The organism is Cronobacter dublinensis subsp. dublinensis LMG 23823 (assembly GCF_001277235.1).
Lineage (GTDB): Bacteria > Pseudomonadota > Gammaproteobacteria > Enterobacterales > Enterobacteriaceae > Cronobacter > Cronobacter dublinensis.
In genome coordinates this window covers 2,675,483-2,700,430 of record NZ_CP012266.1, presented here as the reverse complement: position 1 = coordinate 2,700,430, position 24,948 = coordinate 2,675,483, and the positions used below count along the sequence as shown (strand labels likewise).

Annotated in this window: 23 protein-coding genes; 14 read left to right on the top strand and 9 right to left on the bottom strand. The window is 59.7% G+C overall.

From position 1 onward, the window contains the following. Nucleotides 1–95 precede the first annotated feature (95 nt). The 3 genes from AFK67_RS12340 (at nt 96) to lysM (ending at nt 4,260) form a co-directional block, all read left to right on the top strand. Nucleotides 96–1,796: a molecular chaperone HscC gene (locus tag AFK67_RS12340; protein WP_007719349.1), complete on the top strand. Its 1,701-nt coding sequence runs from the start codon at nt 96–98 to the stop codon at nt 1,794–1,796. After that, complete coding sequence (locus tag AFK67_RS12335; protein WP_038883301.1) at nt 1,796–3,643, top strand: J domain-containing protein; 1,848 nt, start codon at nt 1,796–1,798, stop codon at nt 3,641–3,643. The genes AFK67_RS12340 and AFK67_RS12335 overlap by 1 nt, the downstream gene beginning before the upstream one ends. Before the next feature lie 170 nt (nt 3,644–3,813). Then, nucleotides 3,814–4,260, top strand: a complete 447-nt coding sequence (gene lysM / locus AFK67_RS12330; RefSeq protein ID WP_007719342.1) for a peptidoglycan-binding protein LysM — start codon at nt 3,814–3,816, stop codon at nt 4,258–4,260. A gap of 37 nt (nt 4,261–4,297) precedes the next feature. Here lysM and cmoB read toward each other — a convergent pair whose 3' ends face one another. The 5 genes from cmoB to AFK67_RS12305 form a co-directional block, all read right to left on the bottom strand. Next, complete coding sequence (gene cmoB / locus AFK67_RS12325; protein ID WP_007719340.1) at nt 4,298–5,269, bottom strand: tRNA 5-methoxyuridine(34)/uridine 5-oxyacetic acid(34) synthase CmoB; 972 nt, start codon at nt 5,267–5,269, stop codon at nt 4,298–4,300. After that, the gene (cmoA, locus tag AFK67_RS12320; protein WP_007719337.1) at nt 5,266–6,009 is read right to left on the bottom strand and encodes a carboxy-S-adenosyl-L-methionine synthase CmoA; all 744 of its coding nucleotides are present in this window, start codon (nt 6,007–6,009) and stop codon (nt 5,266–5,268) included. The genes cmoB and cmoA overlap by 4 nt, the downstream gene beginning before the upstream one ends. A 40-nt stretch (nt 6,010–6,049) precedes the next feature. Then, the gene (locus AFK67_RS12315) at nt 6,050–6,445 is read right to left on the bottom strand and encodes an MAPEG family protein (protein WP_007719334.1); all 396 of its coding nucleotides are present in this window, start codon (nt 6,443–6,445) and stop codon (nt 6,050–6,052) included. A 67-nt stretch (nt 6,446–6,512) separates the two neighbouring features. After that, nucleotides 6,513–7,331, bottom strand: a complete 819-nt coding sequence (locus AFK67_RS12310) for a DUF72 domain-containing protein (protein ID WP_007719332.1) — start codon at nt 7,329–7,331, stop codon at nt 6,513–6,515. Continuing rightward, complete coding sequence (locus AFK67_RS12305) at nt 7,328–7,894, bottom strand: hydrolase (RefSeq protein ID WP_038883305.1); 567 nt, start codon at nt 7,892–7,894, stop codon at nt 7,328–7,330. Before AFK67_RS12305 ends, AFK67_RS12310 begins: the two co-directional genes overlap by 4 nt. A gap of 266 nt (nt 7,895–8,160) precedes the next feature. Here AFK67_RS12305 and aspS point away from each other — a divergent pair, with 266 nt between their 5' ends. From aspS to ruvB, 6 genes are all read left to right on the top strand, one after another. Further along, nucleotides 8,161–9,957, top strand: coding sequence for an aspartate--tRNA ligase (gene aspS / locus AFK67_RS12300; protein ID WP_007719327.1), 1,797 nt, complete (start codon nt 8,161–8,163; stop codon nt 9,955–9,957). Continuing rightward, nucleotides 9,958–10,401, top strand: a complete 444-nt coding sequence (nudB, locus tag AFK67_RS12295) for a dihydroneopterin triphosphate diphosphatase (protein WP_007719325.1) — start codon at nt 9,958–9,960, stop codon at nt 10,399–10,401. It abuts the gene before it with no gap. A gap of 27 nt (nt 10,402–10,428) precedes the next feature. Further along, a complete protein-coding gene (locus AFK67_RS12290; RefSeq protein WP_007719323.1) occupies nt 10,429–11,169 on the top strand; it encodes a YebC/PmpR family DNA-binding transcriptional regulator in 741 nt (246 codons plus the stop codon). A gap of 34 nt (nt 11,170–11,203) precedes the next feature. Continuing rightward, nucleotides 11,204–11,725: a crossover junction endodeoxyribonuclease RuvC gene (gene ruvC, locus AFK67_RS12285; RefSeq protein WP_032967022.1), complete on the top strand. Its 522-nt coding sequence runs from the start codon at nt 11,204–11,206 to the stop codon at nt 11,723–11,725. Nucleotides 11,726–11,869: 144 nt separating this feature from the next. Next, nucleotides 11,870–12,481 (top strand): Holliday junction branch migration protein RuvA, encoded by a 612-nt coding sequence (gene ruvA, locus AFK67_RS12280; protein ID WP_007719318.1) that lies wholly within the window; start codon nt 11,870–11,872, stop codon nt 12,479–12,481. Nucleotides 12,482–12,489: 8 nt separating this feature from the next. Further along, on the top strand, nt 12,490–13,500 hold the full coding sequence (gene ruvB / locus AFK67_RS12275; RefSeq protein WP_007719316.1) for a Holliday junction branch migration DNA helicase RuvB: 1,011 nt from the start codon (nt 12,490–12,492) through the stop codon (nt 13,498–13,500). A gap of 68 nt (nt 13,501–13,568) precedes the next feature. Here the strand turns inward: ruvB and znuB are convergent, their stop codons facing one another. Then, the gene (gene znuB, locus AFK67_RS12270; RefSeq protein ID WP_007719313.1) at nt 13,569–14,354 is read right to left on the bottom strand and encodes a zinc ABC transporter permease subunit ZnuB; all 786 of its coding nucleotides are present in this window, start codon (nt 14,352–14,354) and stop codon (nt 13,569–13,571) included. Continuing rightward, complete coding sequence (znuC, locus tag AFK67_RS12265) at nt 14,351–15,106, bottom strand: zinc ABC transporter ATP-binding protein ZnuC (protein WP_038883309.1); 756 nt, start codon at nt 15,104–15,106, stop codon at nt 14,351–14,353. Before znuC ends, znuB begins: the two co-directional genes overlap by 4 nt. 78 nt (nt 15,107–15,184) lie before the next feature. On the opposite strand from znuC, the gene znuA reads away from it, so the two are divergent. The 3 genes from znuA (at nt 15,185) to lpxM (ending at nt 18,570) form a co-directional block, all read left to right on the top strand. After that, nucleotides 15,185–16,129: a zinc ABC transporter substrate-binding protein ZnuA gene (znuA, locus tag AFK67_RS12260; protein WP_038871504.1), complete on the top strand. Its 945-nt coding sequence runs from the start codon at nt 15,185–15,187 to the stop codon at nt 16,127–16,129. 15 nt (nt 16,130–16,144) lie between these two features. Continuing rightward, on the top strand, nt 16,145–17,476 hold the full coding sequence (gene mepM, locus AFK67_RS12255; RefSeq protein ID WP_007734184.1) for a murein DD-endopeptidase MepM: 1,332 nt from the start codon (nt 16,145–16,147) through the stop codon (nt 17,474–17,476). Between the two features lie 125 nt (nt 17,477–17,601). After that, a complete protein-coding gene (gene lpxM / locus AFK67_RS12250; RefSeq protein ID WP_038883311.1) occupies nt 17,602–18,570 on the top strand; it encodes a lauroyl-Kdo(2)-lipid IV(A) myristoyltransferase in 969 nt (322 codons plus the stop codon). 65 nt (nt 18,571–18,635) lie between these two features. Here the strand turns inward: lpxM and pyk are convergent, their stop codons facing one another. Together pyk and AFK67_RS12240 are read right to left on the bottom strand one after the other, a co-directional pair. After that, nucleotides 18,636–20,078, bottom strand: a complete 1,443-nt coding sequence (gene pyk / locus AFK67_RS12245; protein WP_007734187.1) for a pyruvate kinase — start codon at nt 20,076–20,078, stop codon at nt 18,636–18,638. A 128-nt stretch (nt 20,079–20,206) separates the two neighbouring features. Beyond that, nucleotides 20,207–21,073, bottom strand: coding sequence for a MurR/RpiR family transcriptional regulator (locus AFK67_RS12240; RefSeq protein WP_007734190.1), 867 nt, complete (start codon nt 21,071–21,073; stop codon nt 20,207–20,209). Nucleotides 21,074–21,426: 353 nt separating this feature from the next. Between AFK67_RS12240 and zwf the strand changes: the two genes are divergently transcribed. Next, complete coding sequence (zwf, locus tag AFK67_RS12235; protein WP_038871240.1) at nt 21,427–22,902, top strand: glucose-6-phosphate dehydrogenase; 1,476 nt, start codon at nt 21,427–21,429, stop codon at nt 22,900–22,902. A 230-nt stretch (nt 22,903–23,132) separates the two neighbouring features. Beyond that, nucleotides 23,133–24,944, top strand: a complete 1,812-nt coding sequence (gene edd / locus AFK67_RS12230; RefSeq protein WP_032967686.1) for a phosphogluconate dehydratase — start codon at nt 23,133–23,135, stop codon at nt 24,942–24,944. Nucleotides 24,945–24,948 lie beyond the last annotated feature (4 nt).

Below are 24,948 nucleotides of genomic sequence, written 5' to 3'. Positions count from 1 at the left end.
CCTCGTCTTGTCTTTCGGGGCGGGCTCAAGGAAGATGCCACGCAGCGTCAGTTTCTGTTAAAGACAACCGCATTGCCTGAACAAGGGAGAACAGGATGATCGTCGGCATCGATCTTGGTACCACCAACAGCCTCGCCGCCGTCTGGCAGGACGGCAACCCGCGGCTTATCACCAATGCGCTGGGGGAGTTGCTCACGCCAAGTGTGGTCGGCCTTGACGACGAAGGCCGCGTGCTGGTCGGCAAAGCCGCGCGGGAGCGCCTGCACACGCACCCGCATCTCACCACTGCGCTTTTCAAACGCCATATGGGCACCGCCTGGACTGTCCGGCTCGGCGATAAGCTGTTTCGCGCCGAGGAGCTGTCGGCGCTGGTACTGAAAAGCCTCAAAGACGATATCGAACGCGCCTGCGGCGAGCCGGTGACCGAGGCGGTCATCAGCGTACCGGCCTATTTCAGCGACGCCCAGCGCAAAGCCACGAAGGTGGCGGGGGAGCTGGCGGGGCTAAAGGTTGAAAAACTGATTAACGAGCCGACCGCCGCGGCGCTGGCCTATGGCCTGCACCGTCAGGGCGAGGAGGGGACGTTTCTGGTGTTCGACCTCGGCGGCGGCACCTTTGACGTCTCGGTGCTTGAGCTATTTGAAGGCGTGATGGAAGTGCGCGCCAGCGCAGGCGACAACTTTCTCGGCGGCGAAGATTTCGACCAGGCGCTGATCGACTTTTTCGTGTCGCGCCAGATGGCGGCAGGCGGCCTGCCGGATCCGCGCGCGCATACCCACGCGCTGCGCCGCGAGGCAGAGCGCGTGCGTCAGGCGCTCGGCGAACAGCATACCGCGACGTTTACGCTGCGTGCCGAAGATAAGACCTGGAGCGAGACCCTTCATCAGGGCGAGCTGAACGAGATTTTCGCGCCGCTGCTGACCCGTCTGCGTCAGCCGATTGAGCGCGCGCTGCGCGACGCCCGCATCCGGGTGGCCGATCTCGATGACATTCTGCTGGTGGGCGGCGCGACCCGCATGCCGCTGGTGCGCCGTCTCGCCGCCAGCCTGTTTGGCCGTTTTCCGTCGGTATCCATTAATCCGGACGAAGCGATAGCCCTTGGCGCGGCCGTTCAGGCGGCGCTGAAAAAACGCGACGCGGCGCTCGAAGAAGTGGTGCTGACCGACGTCTGCCCGTATACGCTTGGCATCGAAACCGTTAAAGCGTTTGGCCGTCATCATGACGAGGGCCACTATCTGCCTATCATCGAGCGCAACGTGGTGGTGCCGGTGAGCCGCGTGAAAACCGTCAGCACGCTTTACGATAATCAGACCATGGTGGCGTTCACGATTTATCAGGGCGAGAGCCGCCTCGTGAAAGACAATATTGAGCTTGGCCATATGCGCGTGCCGGTGCCGCCAAAACCGGCGGGCGAGGTCTCGCTGGACGTGCGTTTTACCTATGACGTTAACGGCATTCTGGAGGCGGAAGTCACCGTGCCGCTGACCGGCCAGCGTCATCAGCTGATTATCGAAAACAACCCCGGCGTACTGACGCCCGAGGATATAGCCCAGCGGCTGACGGCATTGCAGGCGCTGAAAATTCACCCGCGCGAGCGTCAGCCTAACACCCATCTGCTGGCGCGCCTTGACCGGTTGTATCAGGAAAACACCGGCGAGATGCGTGAAGAAATCAGCTATCTCGGCGCGTGTTTTCAGCAGGCGCTGGAGAGCCAGGACGACGCGCGCATTGACAGCGCCCGTCAGGAGATAACCCTGAAGGCGGACGCTATCGAAGCCGGGATGTGGCTTTTCTGATGCGCTTTCTCGAGATCCTCGGCCTGGAGCCCGGCGCGGATGAGCGCGCCGTTAAACGCGCCTACGCGAAACGACTCAAAACCTGCCGCCCGGATGAAGACCCGCAAGGGTTTCAGACGCTGCGCGATGCCTATGAAGAGGCGCTGGAATATGCCCGCGCGCGGTGGGGCGACGACGAACCAACGCAAGCGGTGACGGATGCGCCGTTCGCGCCTCAGGATGTGGGGCAGGCGGCAAGCCCGGCGGACGTTGCGCCGCGTTTTGATGATGACGAACAGAGCGTCAGCGAGCCTGAATCCACGCGCCCGCCGGGTATCGATCCCGCGCCGTCTTTGACGGGGAGCGCGTCGCCGCGCGTTAACCAGTGGCTCGACGGGCTGACGGAAGAAAATCTCAACGCGCGCTGGCTCCAGGCGCGGGCGATGGGCGAGGGCGTCGCGTTTGAAAAAGGAGTGCTGGCGCGCTGTCTGTCGCATTTCTCTTCCAGTGAGTCCGGGCTTGCGGCACGCGCACAGGCGCTGTTTCAGTGGCTGACGGCCGGGCAGACGCTGGCGTTTGATACCGCGCAGCAAACCCGCCTGCGCGGCGTGCTGCTGGCGCCTTTCGCCGACGAGATGGGGGCGGCGCTGGCGGAAGGCCAGGACGACCGTTACCTCGCGCAGCTGCGCGCGCTGGCGCATACCGCCTGGCTGCAAAGCTACGACGGCCAGCTTCAGTTGCAGCGCCTGGCGCTGGCGCTGCTCGATGAAATACCCGACTGGTCCACGGAGCGGTTTGCCACGCTCTGCGCGCTGTTTCACTGGGATGAGGCGCGCGGCGAGCGGCCCGACTTACCGGAGCTGTGGGCGCGGGCCGTCGCGCGCGACGACGATGAACGCCTGTTTGCGACGCTTTCGGCGCTGCGCGACGCGCCGGACGACACGTCGGCGCACCGGGCGGCACGCATGGTGCTGGGCGCGCAGGATGAGGATGCGCGGATGCTGGCGGGGCTCGACTATACCGACGACGACTGGAGCGCCTGCGCGCAGCTGACCGACCGGCTGGAGATTGGTCATCCGGCACTCATCCCGCGCTTTGCGGGCGCGGATATCCACGCCTGGGAGCAGACGTCTGCCAGGCTCACCAACACCAACGTGCCAATGTTGCGCGGCCTCTGGTTTATCGGACTGATGATGGCTACGTTCGGCTGGATGTTGCCGGCGATTTACGACGGCTCGATAACCCCGCTCGGCGTGGTGCTTCGCGTGCTGGTGGCGCCGGTGGTGGCGATGGTAGTGGGCGCGGTGCCGCTGGCGCTGTGGTCAGGCCTCACCCGGTCACTGTCAGGCACCGACACGGCGCTGAGCGAGCGACTGCTGCCGCGGTTTATCTACTCGCCACGGCGCAAACGCTGGCGGCTGCTGGCGCATGTCATTCCGTTCTGCGTCGTGAGCCTCGTTATCGCGCTGGTCTGCGGCAGGCTCGCGCTGGGGATCTTTGTGGTAGTGACGCTACTGCTCGCCTGGACCGATCTCTGGCGCTACCCGGGCGCGCTGCAACGCTATCGCAAAAAACCGGCCCCGAAACGCGCGGGCATGAAGAAAAAAGTGCTGCTGGCGCTGCTGTTCTTCGCCATTATCACCGGCGTGCGCGCGCTGCTGCCGGGAGCGGCGCAGACGACGCCGGATACGCCAAAAACGCCGTCGACGGTTTACCAGGGCGAGGCGACACATCCAGACGCCGACGCTTCGCAGGCCACCTGCGACACGCCGCCTGCGGTGCCGCCGCTGTGCCGTAATCTCAACGATCCGCAGGCGTGCAGCGAGCGGGTAAACCATGAGTGGTACGCACGCTGCGCATCAAAATAGCGGCCAACAGCAGACAATTGCCCGGCATTGCCGGGCTTTTTTTTAGGCGCGTGTGGCCGCGGTTTTTTCGTCAGGCTGTTCGCTTTTAACGCAACCGGCACGCTGCCGCCTGGTTTATTTCGCCGTTTCTTTGCCAGACTTCTCAGGTGAATTTTTTTTGAGGAGGAATGATGGGCTTACTTAATTTTGTCAAAGAAGCGGGCGAGAAAATCTGGGACAGCGTCTCCGGGCATGACGATGCCGCCGCGCAGAACGCCAAAGTGCAGGAACACCTCAAGAAAACCGGCATCCCGGACGCCGATAAAGTCCAGGTGCAGGTCGATGACGGCAAAGCAACCGTCACCGGCGAGGGGTTAAGCCAGGAAGCTAAAGAGAAAATCCTGGTGGCGGTGGGGAACATCGCGGGCATCGGCCATGTCGCCGATAACGTGGCGGTGGCAAGCCCCGCGCCGGAGAGCCAGTATTACACGGTGAAAAAAGGCGACACGCTGAGCGCGATTTCAAAAGACGTGTATGGCGATGCGAATCAGTACCCGAAAATCTTCGAGGCCAATAAGCCGATGCTGACCAGCCCGGAAAAAATCTATCCGGGCCAGGTGCTGCGTATTCCGAAATAACCGCTATGCTCCCGCTCGTGGTAGGCGGGAGACGTTATCACGGTTTGCGTGCGACCAGGACGGCGCGCAGCGGGGCGGGGTAGCCTTCGCAGGTTTTCGTGGCATCCTGAGGGTCGAGGAAATCGGCCAGCGACTCCGTCTGCATCCAGGCGGTGCGGCGCTGCTCTTCCACGGTGGTGACCGAGTAATCCGCAATGCGCACATCCACAAAACCGCACTTCTCCAGCCAGTTTTTTAGCGCTGGCGCAGACGGAATAAAGTAGACGTTACGCATCTGCGCGTAGCGCTCGCCGGGCACCAGCACGGTATTCTCGTCGCCTTCCACCACCAGCGTTTCCAGCACCAGCTCGCCCTCGTTCACCAGCTGATCTTTGAGCTGCCAGAGATGCTCCAGCGGCGAACGGCGGTGATAGAGCACGCCCATGGAAAACACCGTGTCGAACGCGTTCAGCGCGGGCATCTGTTCAATGCCGAGCGGTAGCACGTGCGCGCGGTTATCGCCGCCCAGCAGCTTGCGCACCGCCTCAAACTGGCACAGGAACAGCTGCGTCGGGTCGATGCCGACCGCGAGCTGCGCGCCCGCGCCGACCATGCGCCAGAGGTGATAGCCGCTGCCGCAGCCCACATCGAGAATAGTGCGGCCGGTAAGCGGCGTAATATGCGGCAGCACGCGGTCCCACTTGAGATCGGAGCGCCATTCGGTGTCGATATCGATGCCATAGAGCGAGAACGGCCCTTTGCGCCACGGCATCAGCGTGCGCAGCAGCTGCTCAATGCGCTTACGCTGGCCGTCGCTGAGCGGCGTATCGCTCTGCGCGCTGACGCTGTGCAGCAGATCGAGCCGATCCGGCACCAGCGCCGGGAGATTATCGAGCGAATTTTTCCACTGCTTAAACTGGCCGTGCAGGGCGTCGCGCTGCCAGGCGGCGACCTGGGCGGGCAGCGTTTCGAGCCAGTGAGCGAGCGGGCCACAGGCTATCTGCTGATAAAACTTACCGAAATCGATCATGCCGCGCTCCCGGCTTTCAGCGCCACCAGCGAGCCAAAGTTAAAGCACTGGAACCAGAGTTCGCTGTGCTCAAAACCGGCCTGACGCAGACGCGCTTTATGGGTTTCCACGGAATCGGTCAGCATCACGTTTTCCAGCATGCTGCGCTTCTGGCTGATTTCCAGCTCGCTGTAGCCGTTGGCGCGCTTGAAATCATGATGCATGTTGAACAGCAGCTCGCCGACCTCGCTGTCTTCAAAGCTGAATTTTTCAGAGAGCACCAGCGCGCCGCCGGGGTTAAGCCCCTCATAGATTTTATTGAGCAGCAGCTGGCGGTCGTTCGGGTTCAGGAACTGGAGCGTGAAGTTGAGCACCACCATAGAGGCGTTCTCGATGGTGATATTGCGGATATCGTCTTCAATCACCTCGACCGGCGTTTGCGCTTTAAAGGCGTCGATATGGCGACGGCAGCGCTCCACCATGGCGGGCGAATTGTCCACCGCGATAATTTTACAGCCGTCGTGACGCACGTTGCGGCGCACCGAGAGCGTGGCCGCGCCAAGCGAACAGCCGAGATCGTAAACCTGGCTTGCGGGCTGAACAAAGCGCTCCGCCAGCATGCCAATCATAGCGATGATATTGGAATAGCCCGGCACGGAACGCTGGATCATATCGGGGAAGACTTCAGCCACCCGCTCATCGAAAGTCCAGTCGCCCAGACGGGCGATAGGCGCGGAGAACAGCGTGTCGCGATTAGACATAGCGTAAATCCTGGGGAAAACGAAAGGGGCGTATTTTGCGCTAATGGAAGGAGAAAACCAACTCCCAGGGCATATACCAGATGTTGACCAGCACCATCAGCAGCAGCGCGGTATAGGTGGCGCTCATGCCGCTGCGCCGCCAGCGCATCAGCCGGTGATGGAAGCCGTAATAATGCATCAGTCGCCCGGCCAGCAGCAGCAAACCGCAGACGTGGAGCATCCAGTTTTGCGCGCCGTTCATCTCCATAAACAGCAGCAGCAACAGGCCGATGGGCAGATACTCCACCGCGTTGCCGTGAATGCGGATAGCGCTTTGCAGCTCGCTGAAACCGCCATCGCCATACGCGACGCGATACTGCATGCGCAGGCGAACCACATCGAAAGAGAACTTCATCAACAACAACGCACCCAGAACCGCATAAAGCGCGCTTACCATAGAAACTCCGTTTAACGCTGTTAATGGCGCCTTTATGATAGCGTGGCGCGTGCCTGTTGTCGCTGCTCTAAAAGAGGGTGTCCTGATGCGGGATGGCGGGCTCGTCGCCAAGGGTCGGCAGCGCGTCGCGAAGCCGGGGCCAGAGCGTATGCACCAGCTCCGGCGCGTGTTCGATGTCCGGCGTGTGTAAAAAGAGATAGGGTGTTGTGGTCTGCTGCCACAGCGCGAGTTTGGCGAGCCACACCGTAAAGAAATCGGCGTTTTGCGCCATATCGTCGCTGCCGATAAACCGCACCATCGGATGCTGCGCCGTGACCAGCGCGTGAACCGGCACTTTGGGCTTTTTGCGCTGGGCGTCGATAACCGCCGGGCTGTTCGGCCGGGCGGCATGCACCGGGCGGCTGTCGAGCATCACGCGATTAACGCCACGCGCGATAAGCCCGCGATTGAGCGCCAGCTCCGCCTCGCCTTTAGCGAAGAAATCGGGATGGCGGACCTCCACGCCGTACGTGAACTCGCGGGGCAGGGCGTCAAGGAACGCCCAGAGCGCAGGCAGATCGCGCGGGCCGAACGCGGCGGGCAACTGCAGCCAGTACTGGCCGATGCGAGCGTCGAGCGGCGCCATGCGGGCGAAAAATTCGGCGGTCAAATCCTCACAGTGGCGCAGCGCGGCGTTATGCGAAATGGTCGCCGGAAATTTAAAACAGAAGCGGAAATCATCGTGGGTCTGCGCATGCCAGCGCCCGACAATCTCCGCCTTCGGCAGCGCGTAGAGCGTGGTATTGCCTTCCACACAGTTAAAATGGCGGGCGTAATCTTCAAGCGATGTAATGCCAAGCCGCACCCATCGCGGGTGCGACCACTGCGGCAGACCGAGATAAATCATAGGGCTGCGAGGATCTCCTCTGTGGAACGCACCCGTCCGAGGCGCGGGAAAATGTGCGTCATGCTGCCGTCGTGCTGGTCGGCATCGGCGGCGGAGCAGGCGTCTTCGGCGATGACCAGTTCAAAGCCCATCTCCCAGGCGTTACGCGCGGTGGATTCCACGCCAATATTGGTGGAGATGCCGCACAGAATGATGGTCGTAATGCCGCGACGACGTAATTGTAGCTCCAGATCGGTGCCGTAGAAGGCGCCCCACTGGCGTTTCGTCACTTCGATATCGGTGTCGCGTTTGCCGAGCGCCACCGGATAGTGCCACCACTCTGCAGGCAGCGTTTGCCCGGCGATGGGCGAATCCACCGGTTGCTTGAGCGCTTCGGCGAAATCTTTCGACCAGCCGACGCGCACCATTACGACCGGCGCGCCGACGGCGCGGCATTTTTCGGCCAGCCGTGCGGCGCGCGCGACGACGTCTTCAGCGCGGTGCGGACCGCCCGCAAAGGGAAGGATGCCTTCCTGTAAATCGATAACCACCAGCGCGGTGGCGGCGGGATTGAGCGTTAACATAGAGACTCCCCTTAAAAGCGTGTTTTGGATGAGTACCTTACTGGCGTGGCGCGCAGCACGGTTGTCTATTTTTGTTAAATTTTGTGAGAAGCGCCAATTTACGCGCAGCAATCGCGCGGGCGCACGGCTTCGGGCTTATCGCGGCGCGGAATTTCCAGTATAATAGCCCCCTTTTTTCATCCAGTAGTGACATTCAGCCAAAGCTGCGACAGTGGTGCCTGCAGGGCAGGCGACAAACGGCCTGCGGCTAAATTAAGGGATATCTCATGCGTACAGAATATTGCGGGCAGCTCAATCTGTCCCACGTCGGACAGCAAGTGACTCTGTGTGGTTGGGTCAATCGTCGTCGCGATCTCGGCAGTCTGATTTTTATCGACATGCGCGATCGTGAAGGCATTGTTCAGGTGTTCTTCGACCCGGATCGCGCCGACGCCTTCGGCCTCGCCTCTGAACTGCGTAATGAGTTCTGTATTCAAATCACCGGCACCGTGCGCGCCCGCGACGAGAAAAACGTCAACCGCGATATGGCGACCGGCGAAGTGGAAGTGTTCGCCACCGAGCTGAACATCATTAACCGCGCCGAGCCGCTGCCGCTCGACTCCAACCAGGTCAACAGCGAAGAAGCGCGTCTGAAGTACCGCTATCTCGACCTGCGTCGCCCGGATATGGCGCAGCGCCTGAAAACCCGCGCTAAAATCACCAGCTTCGTGCGTCGCTTTATGGATGACCACGGCTTCCTCGACATCGAAACCCCGATGCTGACCAAAGCCACGCCGGAAGGCGCGCGCGACTACCTGGTGCCGTCCCGCGTGCACAAAGGCAAGTTCTACGCGCTGCCGCAGTCCCCGCAGCTGTTCAAACAGCTGCTGATGATGTCCGGCTTCGATCGCTACTATCAGATTGTTAAATGCTTCCGCGACGAAGACTTACGCGCCGACCGTCAGCCTGAGTTCACCCAGATCGACGTCGAGACCTCCTTCATGACCGCGCCGCAGGTGCGTGAGGTGATGGAAGATCTGATTCGTAAGCTGTGGCTGGACGTGAAGGGCGTCGATCTGGGCCAGTTCCCGATCATGACCTTCGCCGAAGCTGAGCGTCGTTACGGCTCTGACAAACCGGATCTGCGCAACCCGATGGAGCTGGTGGATGTCGCTGACCTGCTGAAAAACGTCGAGTTCGCGGTATTTGCAGGCCCGGCCAACGATCCGAAAGGCCGCGTTGCCGCGCTGCGCGTGCCGGGCGGCGCTCAGCTCAGCCGCAAGCAGATTGACGACTACGGCAATTTCGTCAAAATTTACGGCGCGAAAGGCCTGGCGTACATCAAAGTCAACGAGCGCGCGAACGGTCTTGACGGCATCAACAGCCCGGTCGCTAAATTCCTGAACGCGGAGATCGTGGAATCTATCCTTGAGCGCACCGGCGCGCAGGATGGCGACATGATTTTCTTCGGCGCCGACAACAAGAAAGTGGTCGCCGACGCGCTGGGCGCGCTGCGCCTCAAGCTCGGTAAAGATCTGAGCCTCACCGACGAAACCAAATGGGCGCCGCTGTGGGTTATCGACTTTCCGATGTTTGAAGACGACGGCGAAGGCGGACTGAGCGCGATGCACCATCCGTTTACGGCACCGAAAGACATGACCGCTGACGAGCTGAAAGCCGCGCCGGAAGAGGCCGTAGCGAACGCCTACGATATGGTTATCAACGGCTACGAAGTGGGCGGCGGCTCGGTGCGTATCCACCGTGGCGACATGCAGCAGACCGTGTTTGGCATTCTCGGCATCAACGAACACGAGCAGCGCGAGAAATTCGGCTTCCTGCTGGACGCGCTGAAATTCGGTACGCCGCCGCACGCGGGCCTGGCGTTCGGTCTTGACCGTCTGACCATGCTGCTGACCGGCACCGATAACATCCGTGACGTTATCGCCTTCCCGAAAACCACCGCCGCGGCGTGTCTGATGACCGAAGCGCCGAGCTTTGCGAACCCGACCGCGCTTGGCGAGCTGGGTATCGCGGTGGTGAAGAAAGATGCTAAAGACGCTAATGCGTCTTCGGAGAACGAATAAATGCCCTATAAGCGTCCCGTTTCCGTGCTGGTGGTGATTTACGCCGCCGACACGAAACGGGTGCTGATGTTGCAGCGGCGCGACGATCCTGATTTCTGGCAGTCGGTCACCGGCAGCCTGGAAGACGGAGAGACCTCGCCGCAGGCCGCCGCGCGTGAAGTAAAGGAAGAGGTCTCTATTGATGTTGCCCGCGAGCAACTGACCTTGATGGACTGTCAGCGCACGGTGGAGTTTGAAATTTTTAGTCATTTACGTCATCGCTATGCGCCGGGGGTGATGCGGAACACGGAGTCCTGGTTCTGTCTGGCCTTGCCGACGGAGCGGGAGATCGTGTTTACCGAACACCTGACCTACCGCTGGGTTGACGCCGCCGATGCGGCGGCGCTCACCAAGTCCTGGAGCAACCGGCAGGCGATTGAAGAATTTGTTATTCACGCGGCCTGAGAAGGCGCGCTTTCTGGAGATATTTTTATGGCAGGTCATAGTAAATGGGCCAACACCAAACACCGCAAAGCGGCACAGGATGCCAAGCGCGGTAAAATCTTCACTAAAATTATTCGCGAGCTGGTAACGGCAGCGCGCCTCGGTGGCGGCGATGCGGGCTCCAACCCGCGTCTGCGCGCGGCTATCGATAAAGCGCTCTCCAACAACATGACGCGTGACACCTTAAACCGCGCTATCGCGCGCGGCGTGGGCGGTGACGAAGACGCGAACATGGAAACCATCATTTATGAAGGTTACGGCCCTGGCGGCACCGCGGTAATGGTCGAGTGCCTCTCTGACAACCGCAACCGTACCGTTGCCGAAGTGCGTCACGCGTTCAGCAAGTGCGGCGGCAACCTCGGCACCGACGGCTCCGTCGCTTACCTGTTCAGCAAGAAAGGGGTTATCTCTTTTGAAGCCGGTGACGAAGACACCATCATGGAAGCGGCGCTGGAAGCGGGCGCGGAAGATGTGGTGACCTATGACGATGGTGCAATCGACGTCTACACCGCCTGGGAAGAGATGGGCGCCGTGCGCGACGCGCTGGAAGCCGCTGGCCTGAAAGCAGATAACGCCGAAGTGTCCATGATCCCGTCCACCAAAGCGGACATGGACGCGGAAACCGCGCCGAAACTGCTGCGTCTTATCGACATGCTCGAAGACTGCGACGATGTGCAGGAGGTTTACCACAACGGCGAGATCTCTGACGAGGTGGCGGCGACGCTCTGATGAGCGTGGCTACATCATCCACGGGAGGCGCGTGATGTCGATTATCCTCGGGATTGACCCCGGCTCACGCGTCACCGGTTATGGCGTCATCCGCCAGACCGGGCGGCAGCTTACCTATCTCGGCAGCGGCTGTATTCGCACCAGCGTCACCGATCTGCCTTCGCGGCTCAAGCTTATCTACGCGGGCGTCAGTGAAATCATCACCCAGTTTCATCCTGACTATTTCGCCATTGAACAGGTGTTCATGGCGAAAAACGCCGATTCGGCCCTGAAACTCGGGCAGGCGCGCGGCGCGGCGATTGTCGCGGCGGTAAACCACGACCTGCCGGTGTTTGAGTACGCGGCGCGTCAGGTGAAGCAAACGGTGGTCGGCATCGGCAGCGCCGAGAAAAGCCAGGTGCAGCACATGGTGCGCACGCTGCTGAAACTCTCCGCGAACCCCCAGGCGGACGCGGCGGATGCGCTGGCTATCGCCATCACCCATTGCCACGTCAGCCAGAATGCGGCGCAGGTCAGCGAATCGCGTCTCAATCTGGCGCGCGGTCGTCTGCGTTAACGGTAAACGGATTTACCGTTCCTTTGCGAGGCGTCTCGCAACACGCACATCCTCTTCGCTGCGGCGATTTCTTGACTGGATATCTGTCCAGCTTTTTTTATATTATAACCAGCAACTTTCTTAAGCCCCACGCAGGAGCGCAACGTGATAGGCAGACTCAGAGGCATCGTACTGGAAAAACAGCCCCCGCTGGTGTTACTGGAGGCGGGCGGCGTCGGTTATGAAATCCATATGCCGATGACCTGCTTTTATGAATTGCCGGAAACCGGCAAAGAAGCGGTGGTGTTCACCCATTTTGTGGTGCGTGAAGACGCGCAGTTGCTGTTTGGCTTTAACAATAAACAAGAGCGCACGCTGTTTCGCGAGCTGATTAAAGTCAACGGCGTCGGGCCGAAGCTGGCGCTGGCTATCCTTTCCGGTATGTCGGCGCAGCAGTTTGTTAACGCCGTGGAGCGTGAAGAGCCCGCGGCGCTGGTGAAGCTACCCGGTATCGGTAAAAAAACCGCCGAGCGTCTGGTGGTCGAGATGAAAGACCGCTTTAAAGGTCTGCATGGCGATCTCTTCACGCCAGCGGCGGATCTGGTGCTGACGTCGCCGGCAAGCTCGGTGGTGGACGATGCCGAGGCGGAAGCCGTTGCCGCGCTGGTGTCGCTGGGTTATAAACCTCAGGAAGCCAGCCGTATGGTCAGTAAAGTCGCGAAGGCGGATGCGAGCAGCGAAATGCTGATTCGCGAAGCGCTGCGCGCGGCATTGTGAGGTAGAGGATGATTGAAGCAGACCGCCTGGTGGCGCCGGGCAGTATCGTGGCGGAAGAGGTGGCCGATCGCGCCATTCGCCCAAAATTACTCGAAGAGTATATCGGCCAGCCGCAGGTGCGTTCCCAGATGGAAATCTTTATCCAGGCGGCGAAGCTGCGTGGTGACGCGCTCGATCATCTGCTGATTTTCGGCCCGCCTGGGCTTGGGAAAACCACGCTTGCCAATATCGTCGCCAATGAGATGGGCGTAAACCTGCGCACCACTTCCGGGCCGGTGCTGGAAAAGGCGGGCGATCTGGCGGCGATGCTCACCAACCTTGAGCCGCACGACGTCCTGTTTATCGATGAAATTCACCGTCTCTCGCCGGTTGTGGAAGAAGTTCTCTATCCGGCGATGGAAGATTATCAGCTCGATATCATGATCGGCGAAGGCCCGGCGGCGCGCTCAATCAAAATCGATTTGCCGCCATTTACCCTGATTGGCGCCACCACGCGCGCGGGCTCGCTCACTTCGCCGCTGCGCGACCGCTTCGGTATCGTGCAGCGCCTGGAGTTTTATCAGGTGGCGGATCTGCAGCATATCGTCAGCCGCAGCGCGCGCCATATGGGCCTTGAGATGGATGATGAGGCGTCGTTTGAAGTGGCGAAGCGCTCGCGCGGCACGCCGCGTATCGCCAACCGCCTGCTGCGCCGGGTGCGCGATTTCGCCGAGGTGCGTCACGACGGCATCATCAATCAGCATGTGGCCTCCCAGGCGCTGGATATGCTGAATGTCGATACCGAAGGCTTTGACTATATGGACCGCAAACTGCTGCTGGCGGTTATCGATAAATTCTTCGGCGGCCCGGTGGGGCTCGACAACCTGGCCGCGGCCATCGGCGAAGAGCGTGAAACCATCGAAGACGTGCTGGAGCCGTTTCTCATCCAGCAGGGTTTTTTGCAGCGCACGCCGCGAGGACGTATGGCGACCACGCGCGCCTGGAGCCATTTCGGCATCACGCCGCCGCAGATGCCCTGAACCTGCTCAACAAAAAAGCGCCCGCGGGCGCTTTTTTTGTTGTCTGACGCCAGGCGGCGCAGGAAGGGTTACGCGGGTGGGCGTTTCGTCATGCTGAGAATAAACAGCAGCGCCGCGCACAGCACCACCGACGGCCCGGCGGGCGTGTCGTAAAAGGCAGAGAAGGTCAGGCCGCCAGTCACCGCCACCATGCCAAGCGCCACCGCGACACCGGCCATCTGCTCCGGGGTGCGGGCAAAGCGGCGGGCGGTTGCCGCCGGAATTATCAGCAGCGAGGTAATAATCAGCGCGCCGACGAATTTCATCGCCACGCCGATAGTCAGCGCCGTCACCATCATCAGCAGGATCTTGACGCGCTGTAAGCGCACGCCGTCGACAAAGGCGAGGTCCGGGCTGATGGTCATCGACAATAAATTGCGCCATTGCCAGAACAGCACGCCGAGCACCACCACCACGCCAAGCCCCACCGAGAGCAGGTCGACAGGCGTGACCGCCAGCAGATCGCCAAACAGATACGCCATCAGATCGACGCGGATATTGCCCATCAGGCTCACCACCACCAGACCCAGCGACAGCGCGCTGTGCGCCATAATGCCGAGCAGCGTGTCGATAGCGAGATGCGGGCGTTTCTCAAGCCATACCAGCCCGCCCGCCAGCAGCAGCGTCACGACGATCACCGCATAAAACGGGTTAACGTCCAGCAGCAGCCCAAACGCGACGCCCAGCAGCGAAGCGTGCGCCAGCGTATCGCCAAAATAGGACATCCGACGCCAGACCACGAACGAGCCCAGCGGGCCTGCGGCGCAGGCCAGCAGCATACCGGCCAGCCAGCCGGGAAGCAGAAGTTCAATCATAACGAGCCATTTCCCTTGCGCAGAATAATCCGTCCCTGCAAATCGTGACGGTGGTTATGGTGATGACGGTAAATCCCGAGCTGTTCTGCGCCACGCGGGCCAAACATAGAGATAAATTCCGGGTGGGTGGAGACCACTTCCGGCGCGCCGGAGCAGCAGATGTGATGATTCAGGCACAGCACTTCATCGGTTTTTGCCATCACCAGATGCAGATCGTGCGACACCATCAGCACGCCGCAGTTGAGCTCATGGCGCAGCTGGTTGATTAAGTCATACAGCGCCACCTGGCCGTTCACATCCACGCCCTGGGTCGGCTCGTCGAGCACCAATAGCTGCGGCTGGTTGAGCAGGGCGCGCGCCAGTAAAACGCGCTGGGTTTCACCGCCGGAGAGCTTCTGCATCGGCGCTTCAATAAGATGGCCGGCCTGTACGCGTTTCAGCGCGGGCAGAATATCTGCCTTACGGGTGCCGGGACGCAAGCGCAGAAAGCGGCTCACCGTCAGCGGCAGCGTGGCGTCGAGGTGCAGTTTTTGCGGCACATAGCCGATGCGCAGGCTGCGTTCACGCTTGATAACCCCTTCATCGGGTGCTACCAGCCCAAGAACCACCCTGACGAGCGTCGATTTTCCGGCGCCGTTCGGGCCGAGCAGCGTCAGGATCCGTCCACCCGTGAGCGTTAAAGAAATGTCAGATAAAACGCGGCGTTGCCCGAAGGAGACGCTGACGTTCTGAAGCGATACAAGATTAGTCATGGCAATTTTGTTATTGCAGAAGTTATCGAATGTTATAATATCACACTTCCAACATTCATAACGATGATAAGTCGCATTATGTTACATAAAAATACGCTTCTTTGCGCGGCACTTGGTGCCGCAATCCTGGGTGGCGCAACCACCTCCGCACAGGCCGCCGTGGTCGCTTCGCTTAAGCCAGTAGGCTTTATCGCTGCCGCTATCGCTGATGGCGTCACGCCAACCGAAGTACTGCTGCCGGACGGCGCGTCGGAACACGACTACGCGCTGCGTCCCTCCGATGTTAAACGCTTACAGAAAGCGGATTTAGTGGTCTGGATAGGCCCGGATATGGAAGCCTTCATGGATAAGTCCGTCAACGCGCTGCCGCCGCAAAAAAATCTGGCGCTGGCCGGGCTCGCTTCCGTGAAACCGCTGCTCATGAAAGGCGTCGATGATGACGACGACGATCATGACGAACACGCGCATCACGGTGCAGAAAGTGACGAACATCACCATCATGGCGATTATAACATGCACATCTGGCTGTCGCCGGAAATCGCCCGGGCCTCGGCGGTTGCAATCCACGAAAAATTAGTGGAACTTATGCCGCAAAGCAAAGCCAAACTGGACGCCAACCTCCAGCGCTTCGAGGCCGAACTGGCCCGGACAGACAAACAGGTGGCGAACGAGCTGGCACCGCTGAAAGGGAAAGGATACTTCGTTTTTCATGACGCCTACGGCTATTACGAAAAACATTACGGCCTGACATCGCTCGGCCATTTTACCGTGAATCCCGAAATCCAGCCCGGTGCGCAGCGTTTACATGAAATAAGAACACAGTTGGTTGAGCATAAAGCCGAGTGCGTTTTTGCTGAACCACAGTTCAGGCCAGCGGTGATTGAAGCCGTTGCCAGGGGTACGAAAGTTCGAATGGGAACACTCGACCCGCTGGGAACGGCCATCAGCCTGGGTAAGGACAGCTACATGCAGTTCCTGACTCAGTTATCTAACCAATATGCCAGCTGCCTGAAAGGAGATTAACGAGGAAGTGGATACGTGCAACAGATAGCCCGCTCTGTCGCCCTGGCATTTAACAACCTGCCACGACCCCATCGCGTTATGCTGGGGTCTCTTACAGTTCTCACACTCGCGGTCGCCGTCTGGCGGCCGTACATTTACCACCCCGACGCTGAATCAGCCCCTATCGTTAAAAACATCGAACTGCGCAAGAGCGAAATCCGTTCTCTGCTGCCTGAGGCGAGCGAGCCTATCGATCAGGCCGCGCCGGAAGATGACGAAGAAATCCCGCAGGATGAGCTTGACGATAAAACCGCTGGCGAAGCCGGGGTGCATGAATATGTAGTCTCAACCGGCGATACCTTAAGCAGCGTGCTGAATCAGTACGGTATCGACATGGGGGATATCAGCCAGCTCGCATCGGTCGATAAAGACCTGCGTAACCTGAAAATCGGCCAGCAGATCTCCTGGACGCTCACCGACAGCGGCGAATTACAGCGCCTGACCTGGGAGATGTCCCGCCGCGAAACCCGCACCTACGACCGCACGCCTGCCGGCGGCTTTAAAATGAGCAGCGAAGTACAGCAGGGCGACTGGGTCAATAATGTGATTAAAGGCACCGTCGGCGGAAGCTTTGTTGCAAGCGCCAAAGATGCCGGGCTCACCAGCTCCGAAATCAGCGCGGTCATTAAAGCGATGCAGTGGCAGATGGACTTCCGTAAGCTGAAAAAAGGCGATGCGTTTTCCGTGCTGATGTCGCGTGAAATGCTCGATGGTAAACGTGAACAGAGTCAGTTGCTGGGCGTGCGCCTGCGCTCCGCCGGTAAAGACTATTTCGCGATTCGTGCAGAAGACGGCAAATTCTACGACCGTAACGGCTCAGGGCTTGCGAAGGGGTTCCTGCGCTTCCCGACGTCGCGTCAGTTCCGCGTATCTTCTAACTTTAACCCGCGTCGCCTGAATCCGGTGACCGGGCGTGTCGCGCCGCATAAAGGCGTCGATTTCGCTATGCCGCAAGGTACGCCAGTACTGGCGGTGGGGGACGGCGAAGTGGTGATGGCGAAGCGTAGCGGGGCGGCGGGCTATTATGTCGCTATCCGCCACGGACGCACCTATACCACCCGCTACATGCACCTGAAAAAACTGCTGGTCAAACCGGGTCAGAAAGTGAAACGCGGCGATCGTATCGCACTTTCCGGCAACACCGGGCGCTCCACCGGCCCGCACCTGCACTATGAGATCTGGATTAACCAGCAGGCCGTTAACCCGCTGACCGCCAAACTGCCGCGCTCCGAGGGCCTGGCCGGTTCGGATCGCCGCGATTACCTCGCGCAGGTTAAAGAAGTGGTTCCGCAGCTGACGCTTGATTAAAAGCGCGGCAATTAACAGCCGGTGCCTTCGCGCGCCGGCTTTTTATTTTGTCTGGCGGCCTTCCCGCCGCTAAACTCCTTCATTATTTTCTCTTTTGAAAACCTGGCTCTGGCCCGAGAACCGTCATGGAAACTAAAAAAACAAACAGCGAATACATTCCTGAATTCGAGCGCGCTTTTCTGCATCCCCGCTACTGGGGATCCTGGCTGGGGATTGGCGCCTGCGCCGCGCTGGCGCTGACGCCGCCATCCTTTCGCGATCCGCTGCTCGGTAAAATCGGCCGTCTGGCGGGGCGGTTTGGCAAAAGCGCCCGCCGCCGCGCGCGCATCAACCTGTTCTACTGCTTCCCGGAACTCTCCGAGGCGCAGCGCGAAACCATTATCGACAACATGTTCGCGACCGCGCCGCAGTCGATGGTGTTTATGGCAGAGCTCGCGCTGCGCGGGCCGGAAAAAGTGCTGGGCCGCGTCGACTGGCACGGCGAGTCCATCATTAATGAGATGCTGGAAAGCAAAGAGAGCGTGATCCTGCTGGTGCCGCACGGCTGGGGTGTGGATATCCCGGCGATGCTGCTGGCCTCGCGCGGTGTTCACGTCGCGGCGATGTTCCACCATCAAGGCAACCGGCTGCTCGATTATGTCTGGAATAAAGTGCGTCTGCGCTTCGGCGGCCGCCTGCATGCCCGCCAGGACGGCATTAAGCCGTTTATTAAGTCGGTACGCGACGGCCACTGGGGCTACTACCTGCCGGATGAAGATCACGGCCCGGAGCAGAGCGAGTTTGTCGATTTCTTCGCGACCTATAAAGCGACGCTGCCGGCAGTTGGGCGTCTGATGAAAGTCTGTCGCGCGCGCGTGATCCCGCTTTTCCCGGTCTACGACGGCAAAACGCATCGTCTCGATGTGCTGGTCCGCCCGCCGATGGATGATCTGATGGACGCCGATGACGTGACGCTGGCGCGCCGCATGAACGAAGAAGTGGAGCATTTTGTCGGTCCGCATCCGGAGCAATACGCCTGGATCCTGAAGCTTCTGAAAACGCGCAAAGAGGGCGAAACCGAGCCGTATCGCCGCAAAGATATTTACCCCAAATAAAAAGCCGCTCGTGGCGAGCGGCTTATCTTTTCACATAAAGGGGCGCTGGCCCCTTTTTTATGCGCTTAGTCGACGGTCAGCACGCGGGTGGTGTTGGTGCTGCCGGTGGTGCCCATCATGTCGCCCTGGGTGACGATAACCAGATCGCCGGTCACCAGATAGCCTTTATCGCGCAGCAGATTAACCGCATCCTGCGCCGCCGCCACGCCGTCGTTGGCGCTGTCGAAATAGACCGGCGTCACGCCGCGATAGAGCGCGGTGAGGTTCAGGGTGCGCTCGTGGCGGGACATCGCGAAAATCGGCAGACCGGAGCTGATACGGGACGTCATCAGCGCGGTACGGCCTGATTCGGTCATGGTGATAATCGCGCTGACGCCTTTCAGGTGGTTGGCGGCATACATTGCGGACATCGCAATGGCTTCTTCGACGTTATCAAACTCGACGTCCAGACGGTGTTTGGAGACGTTAATGCTCGGGATCTTCTCCGCGCCGAGGCAGACGCGCGCCATCGCAGAAACGGTTTCCGCCGGGTACTGGCCCGCCGCCGTTTCAGCGGAAAGCATCACGGCGTCGGTGCCGTCCAGCACGGCGTTCGCCACGTCCATGACTTCCGCACGGGTCGGCATCGGGTTGGTAATCATCGACTCCATCATCTGGGTCGCGGTGATGACGGCACGATTCAGCTTACGGGCACGACGAATCAGGGTTTTCTGGATGCCTACCAGTTCCGGATCGCCGATTTCAACGCCCAGATCGCCGCGCGCCACCATCACGACGTCAGACGCCAGAATGATGTCATCCATCGCTTCATTGCTGCATACCGCTTCGGCGCGCTCGACTTTGGCGCAGATTTTCGCGTCGCAGCCCGCGTCGCGCGCCAGGCGGCGAGCGTAGTTGAGATCTTCGCCGCAGCGCGGGAAGGAGACGGCCAGATAATCCACGCCGATTTTCGCCGCGGTGATGATGTCCGCTTTGTCTTTTTCGGTCAGCGCTTCCGCAGAGAGACCGCCGCCCAGCTTGTTAATGCCTTTGTTGTTGGAAAGCGGGCCGCCCACGGTCACTTCGGTGAACACTTTCATGCCCTGAACGTCCAGCACTTTCAGCTGCACGCGGCCATCATCCAGCAGCAGGATGTCGCCTGGCACTACGTCCGCCGGCAGGCCTTTATAGTCGATACCGACTTTTTCTTTATCGCCTTCGCCTTTGCCGAGATTGGCGTCCAGCAGGAATTTATCGCCGATGTTTAAGAAAACTTTGCCTTCTTTAAAGGTAGAGACGCGGATCTTCGGCCCCTGAAGGTCGCCAAGGATAGCGACGTGACGTCCCAGTCTGGCCGCTATCTCGCGAACTTTATCCGCGCGAAGCTGGTGATCTTCCGGCGTCCCGTGCGAGAAGTTCATGCGTACAACGTTCGCGCCGGCGGCGATGATTTTTTCCAGGTTATTATCGCGGTCGGTAGCCGGGCCTAACGTGGTAACGATTTTGGTTCTGCGAAGCCGTCTGGACATGTATTACTCCGTTGACTGAAACAACTTTGGTGTTGCGTGAACAAAAATTCGGCGCGGTGGCCTGTTTCGAAAGAGACACAAACCATAACCGAATGGCTTTATAAGTTACAACTTTGTTATCAATATGCTTACTGGTCGTCAGAGATCAGCAAGCTCTTATCAAAACGCGATTCCTTGAGCGCTTCTTTGACTCGCTTCAAGTTATCCCGGAATTTTGCGCCGCGGCGCAGCGTAAAGCCGGTCGCCAGCACGTCGATGACGGTCAGCTGGGCGAGCCGCGACACCATCGGCATATAGATGTCGGTATCTTCCGGCACGTCCAGCAGAAGCGCGAGACTCGCCTCGCGGGCGAGCGGCGACCCGCGCGAGGTGATGGCGAGTACCAGCGCATCGTTGTCACGGGCGAGCCGCGCCAGCTCAACGAGGCTTTTGGTGCGCCCGGTATGGGAAATCAGTACCACCACGTCATCAGGGCCGCCGTTCATGCAGCTCATGCGCTGTACCACGATATCTTCGGAATAGACCACCGGCACGTTAAAGCGAAAAAACTTATTCATCGCGTCATGCGCCACGGCCGCCGACGAGCCCAGGCCGAAAAAGGCGATTTTCTTCGCCTGGGTAAGCATATCCACCGCGCGGTTCACCGTCGCCATATCAAGCGACTGACGTACGTGATCGAGGCTCGCCATCGCCGACTCGAAAATTTTGCTGGTGTAGGCTTCGACGCTGTCATCTTCATCGACATTGCGATTCACATATGGCGTGCCGTTGGCGAGACTCTGGGCGAGATGCAGTTTAAAATCAGGAAAGCCTTTGGTATCGAGGCTGCGGCAGAAACGATTGACGGTCGGCTCGCTCACGCCCGCCTCGCTTGCGAGCGTCGCGATACTGGAGTGAATCGCCTGTGAAGGCGATTCAAGGATCACTTCGGCGACTTTACGTTCAGATTTACTCAGATGTTCCAGTTGCGACTGGATCTTTTCCAGCATGTTCATTGCTAACATGTAACCTGCAGAGAAAGTCATTTCACACGATTGGGAAACAACGATTAGTTTTATCAAGAATATACTCCTGATAGTCACGGCACGTGCCCGCGCTGACAGACAATGTTGTTGTTTTTTTTCATAACATGATCGCTGTCTGATTTTGTTATGAGAGCTGTGGCGGAAAAAGCGCCAGTCGCGCGCAACCGCCCGGTTTGTCAGCGATAAACGCGGCAAATGGCGCGTTAGTAACCGGTGCCAGATGCACAGGAGTATCCTGAAAGACGTAAAAGCAGTAGAGTGCAGTGTAAGAAAATTACAATGATGACCTGTCCCTGAAGGGATTGCGAAACGAGGAGAAAGACATGGCGGTAACGCAAACAGCGCAGGCGTGCGACCTGGTAATTTTCGGCGCCAAAGGCGATCTGGCGCGCCGAAAACTGTTGCCTTCCCTTTATCAGCTCGAAAAAGCGGGGCAAATCCACCCTGACACCCGTATTCTGGGGGTGGGCCGTGCGGACTGGGATAAAAAAGCCTATACCAGCGTCGTCCGTGAAGCGCTTGAAACCTTCATGAAAGAGAAGATCGACGAAACCCTGTGGGAAACCTTAAGCGGCCGTCTCGATTTCTGTAATCTCGACGTGAACGATACTTCGGCGTTTACGCGTCTTGGCAAAATGCTTGACCAGAAAAACCGCGTCACCATCAATTATTTCGCGATGCCGCCAAGCACCTTCGGCGCCATCTGCGACGGGCTGGGTGCGGCGAAGCTCAACGCCAAACCGGCGCGTGTAGTGATGGAAAAACCGCTCGGCACGTCGCTTGAAACCTCCCGCGAAATCAACGACCAGGTCGGTAAATATTTCGAAGAGTGCCAGGTTTATCGTATCGACCACTATCTCGGTAAAGAGACGGTGCTGAACCTGCTGGCGCTGCGCTTTGCCAACTCCCTGTTCGTCAATAACTGGGACAACCGCACTATCGATCACGTGGAAATCACCGTGGCCGAAGAGGTGGGCATCGAAGGCCGCTGGGGGTATTTCGATCAGGCGGGCCAGATGCGCGACATGATCCAGAACCACCTGCTGCAAGTCCTCTGCATGATAGCGATGTCGCCGCCGTCTGATCTGACCGCCGACAGCATCCGCGATGAAAAAGTAAAAGTGCTGAAATCCCTGCGCCGCATCGATCGCACCAACGTGCGTGAGAAGACGGTGCGCGGCCAGTACACTGCCGGTTTCGCCCAGGGCAAAAAAGTGCCGGGCTACCTGGAAGAAGAGGGCGCGAACAAAACCAGCCATACCGAAACGTTTGTCGCTATCCGTGTTGATATCGATAACTGGCGCTGGGCGGGCGTGCCGTTCTACCTGCGTACCGGTAAACGTCTGCCGGCCAAGTGCTCTGAAGTCGTGGTCTATTTCAAAACCCCGGAACTCAACCTGTTTAAAGAGTCCTGGCAGGAGCTGCCGCAGAACAAGCTGACCATCCGCCTGCAGCCGGACGAGGGCGTGGATATCCAGGTGCTGAACAAAGTGCCGGGCCTTGATCACAAGCATAATCTGCAAACCACCAAGCTGGATCTGAGCTACTCGGAAACCTTCAACGAAAGCCATCTGGCGGACGCTTACGAGCGCCTGCTGCTGGAAACTATGCGCGGCATTCAGGCGCTGTTTGTACGTCGCGATGAAGTGGAAGAAGCCTGGAAATGGGTCGATTCCATCACCGAAGCGTGGGCGGCGGATAACGATGCGCCGAAGCCGTATCAGGCGGGCACCTGGGGGCCTGTCGCGTCCGTGGCGATGATCACCCGCGATGGCCGTTCCTGGAGCGAATTCGAGTAATCAACCACAACGGAGTGCTGTTACTTTACCGGTAACATGATCCGGAACAGTTGTTGTGTAAAAAATTCCATTTTCAAGCCCCGTCTGGATTCACCAGCGGGGCTTTTTTCATTACACTGCCTGAAGCGATTTTGCTCCTGAGAGGCGCGGCTGGCGCGTGTACGTGAAAACCCTGCGGTATTGCGCAACGCAAAACGGGCGGCCTCAGCAGATACCAGAGAGGAATTTTTATGCATCCAAAATTGTTACGGGTAACACAGCGCATCACCGAACGCTCCCGCGCCACGCGTGAAGCCTACGTGGCGCGCATCGGGCAGGCGAAAAGCCAGACCGTCCATCGCGCAAGCCTCGCCTGCGGCAACCTGGCCCACGGTTTCGCCGCCTGTCAGCCGGATGACAAAGCGGCGCTGAAAAGCCTGCTGCGTAACAATATCGGCATTATTACTTCCTATAACGACATGCTCTCCGCGCACCAGCCTTACGAAAACTACCCGCAGCAGATCCGCGAGGCGCTGCACAGCGTCGGTGCCGTGGCGCAGGTGGCGGGCGGCGTACCGGCGATGTGCGACGGCGTAACGCAGGGGCAGGACGGCATGGAGCTGTCGCTGCTGAGCCGCGAAGTTATCGCGATGTCGGCGGCAGTGGGGCTCTCGCACAATATGTTCGACGGCGCGCTCTATCTCGGCGTGTGCGATAAAATCGTGCCAGGGCTGGTGATGGCGGCGCTCTCGTTCGGGCATCTGCCCGCCGTGTTTATCCCGTCCGGCCCGATGTCGAGCGGCCTGCCGAATAAAGAGAAAGTGCGCATTCGCCAGCTCTACGCCGAAGGCAAGGTGGATCGCACGGCGCTGCTGGAATCCGAGGCGGCCTCTTATCATGAACCGGGCACCTGTACCTTCTATGGCACCGCCAACACCAACCAGATGGTGATTGAATTTATGGGGATGCAGCTGCCGGGCTCCTCGTTTGTCCACCCGGACGCGCCGCTGCGTCAGGCGCTGACCGCCGCCGCCGCGCGTCAGGTGACGCGCCTGACCGGCAACGGCAACGAGTGGATGCCGCTTGGCAAACTGGTAGATGAAAAAGTGGTGGTTAACGGCATCGTGGCGCTGCTCGCGACCGGCGGCTCCACGAACCACACCATGCATCTGGTGGCGATGGCGCGCGCGGCGGGCATTATCATTAACTGGGACGACTTCTCCGAGCTCTCCGAGGCGGTGCCGCTGCTGGCGCGTCTCTACCCGAACGGCCCGGCGGATATCAACCACTTCCAGGCCGCTGGCGGCGTGCCGGTGCTGATGCGCGAGCTGCTGAAAGGCGGCCTGCTGCATGAGGATGTCAACACTGTGGCGGGCTTTGGCCTTGCGCGCTATACCCAGGAGCCGTGGCTCGACAATGGCGAACTCGCCTGGCGCGACGGGGCGCAGGCCTCGCTTGATGACGCGATTATCGCCACGCTTGATAAACCGTTCTCGCAGCACGGCGGCACCAAAGTGCTGAGCGGCAACCTCGGCCGCGCGGTGATGAAAACCTCCGCCGTGCCGGTGGAAAACCAGGTGGTGGAAGCGCCTGCCGTGGTGTTTGAGAGCCAGCATGACGTCCTGCCTGCCTTTGAAGCCGGGCAGCTGGATCGCGACTGCGTCGTGGTGGTGCGCCATCAGGGGCCAAAAGCGAACGGGATGCCAGAATTACATAAACTTATGCCGCCGCTTGGTGTATTATTGGACCGCTGTTTCAAAATTGCATTGGTCACGGACGGTCGCCTTTCCGGCGCGTCGGGGAAAGTGCCTTCGGCCATCCACGTGACGCCTGAGGCTTACGACGGCGGTCTGCTCGCGAAAGTGCGCGACGGCGATATCATCCGCGTCAACGGCCAGACCGGCGAACTGACGCTGCTGGTGGATGACGCCGAGCTGGCGCGCCGCGAGCCGTACCACCCGGATCTCAGCGCCCAGCGCGTGGGAACGGGGCGCGAGCTGTTCGGCGCGCTGCGTGAAAAACTGTCCGGGGCGGAGCAGGGCGCGACCTGCATCGATTTTTAACTAT

Excerpts from the sequence above, each read along its gene's own strand:
- AFK67_RS12340 (WP_007719349.1), top strand. The coding sequence starts at position 96 with ATGATCGTCGGCATCGATCTTGGTACCACCAACAGCCTCGCCGCCGTC.
- AFK67_RS12335 (WP_038883301.1), top strand. The coding sequence starts at position 1,796 with ATGCGCTTTCTCGAGATCCTCGGCCTGGAGCCCGGCGCGGATGAGCGC.
- lysM (WP_007719342.1), top strand. The coding sequence starts at position 3,814 with ATGGGCTTACTTAATTTTGTCAAAGAAGCGGGCGAGAAAATCTGGGAC.
- cmoB (WP_007719340.1), bottom strand. The coding sequence starts at position 5,269 with ATGATCGATTTCGGTAAGTTTTATCAGCAGATAGCCTGTGGCCCGCTC.
- cmoA (WP_007719337.1), bottom strand. The coding sequence starts at position 6,009 with ATGTCTAATCGCGACACGCTGTTCTCCGCGCCTATCGCCCGTCTGGGC.
- AFK67_RS12315 (WP_007719334.1), bottom strand. The coding sequence starts at position 6,445 with ATGGTAAGCGCGCTTTATGCGGTTCTGGGTGCGTTGTTGTTGATGAAG.
- AFK67_RS12310 (WP_007719332.1), bottom strand. The coding sequence starts at position 7,331 with ATGATTTATCTCGGTCTGCCGCAGTGGTCGCACCCGCGATGGGTGCGG.
- AFK67_RS12305 (WP_038883305.1), bottom strand. The coding sequence starts at position 7,894 with ATGTTAACGCTCAATCCCGCCGCCACCGCGCTGGTGGTTATCGATTTA.
- aspS (WP_007719327.1), top strand. The coding sequence starts at position 8,161 with ATGCGTACAGAATATTGCGGGCAGCTCAATCTGTCCCACGTCGGACAG.
- nudB (WP_007719325.1), top strand. The coding sequence starts at position 9,958 with ATGCCCTATAAGCGTCCCGTTTCCGTGCTGGTGGTGATTTACGCCGCC.
- AFK67_RS12290 (WP_007719323.1), top strand. The coding sequence starts at position 10,429 with ATGGCAGGTCATAGTAAATGGGCCAACACCAAACACCGCAAAGCGGCA.
- ruvC (WP_032967022.1), top strand. The coding sequence starts at position 11,204 with ATGTCGATTATCCTCGGGATTGACCCCGGCTCACGCGTCACCGGTTAT.
- ruvB (WP_007719316.1), top strand. The coding sequence starts at position 12,490 with ATGATTGAAGCAGACCGCCTGGTGGCGCCGGGCAGTATCGTGGCGGAA.
- znuB (WP_007719313.1), bottom strand. The coding sequence starts at position 14,354 with ATGATTGAACTTCTGCTTCCCGGCTGGCTGGCCGGTATGCTGCTGGCC.
- znuC (WP_038883309.1), bottom strand. The coding sequence starts at position 15,106 with ATGACTAATCTTGTATCGCTTCAGAACGTCAGCGTCTCCTTCGGGCAA.
- znuA (WP_038871504.1), top strand. The coding sequence starts at position 15,185 with ATGTTACATAAAAATACGCTTCTTTGCGCGGCACTTGGTGCCGCAATC.
- lpxM (WP_038883311.1), top strand. The coding sequence starts at position 17,602 with ATGGAAACTAAAAAAACAAACAGCGAATACATTCCTGAATTCGAGCGC.
- pyk (WP_007734187.1), bottom strand. The coding sequence starts at position 20,078 with ATGTCCAGACGGCTTCGCAGAACCAAAATCGTTACCACGTTAGGCCCG.
- AFK67_RS12240 (WP_007734190.1), bottom strand. The coding sequence starts at position 21,073 with ATGAACATGCTGGAAAAGATCCAGTCGCAACTGGAACATCTGAGTAAA.
- zwf (WP_038871240.1), top strand. The coding sequence starts at position 21,427 with ATGGCGGTAACGCAAACAGCGCAGGCGTGCGACCTGGTAATTTTCGGC.
- edd (WP_032967686.1), top strand. The coding sequence starts at position 23,133 with ATGCATCCAAAATTGTTACGGGTAACACAGCGCATCACCGAACGCTCC.